Source organism: Oscillibacter sp. UBA6647, assembly GCA_002455655.1.
Lineage (GTDB): Bacteria > Bacillota > Clostridia > Oscillospirales > Oscillospiraceae > Oscillibacter.
The window spans coordinates 2,087-2,432 of the sequence record DKLF01000148.1 but is presented as its reverse complement, the minus strand read 5'-3'; the positions used below and the strand labels follow the sequence as shown (position 1 = coordinate 2,432).

The window sequence follows — 346 nt, the reverse complement described above, 5'->3', positions numbered from 1 at the left end:
ACCGCTGGCGAGGACCATGCCGGAGACAATGGGCTGGTCCGAGGTGTTGCCGTCAAAGGTAATACGGTACAGCGGACCGTGAATTTTGCTCTTTTCGGAAATGGCTCCACGGGGCGTGATGAGCTGCCGGGCCGCGGGGGTTTGGGGATGATGGAACACGTCCGCCACCGCGCCCTGCTCCACAATGTGACTGTCGGAAATAATGGCCACCCGGTCGCAGATTTGCTCCACCACCGTCATCTCGTGGGTGATGACCACCACGGTGACGCCCAAGGTTTCGTTCAGCTCCTTTAAAAGCGCCAGAATGGACTGGGTGGTGGTGGGGTCCAGCGCGGAGGTGGCTTCG

1 pseudogene is annotated in these 346 nt (G+C 60.7%); it reads right to left on the bottom strand.

What is annotated here, in order from left to right:
* Positions 1 to 346 (bottom strand): annotated as a pseudogene (locus B2W96_RS10990) (methionine ABC transporter ATP-binding protein); the annotation flags it as partial.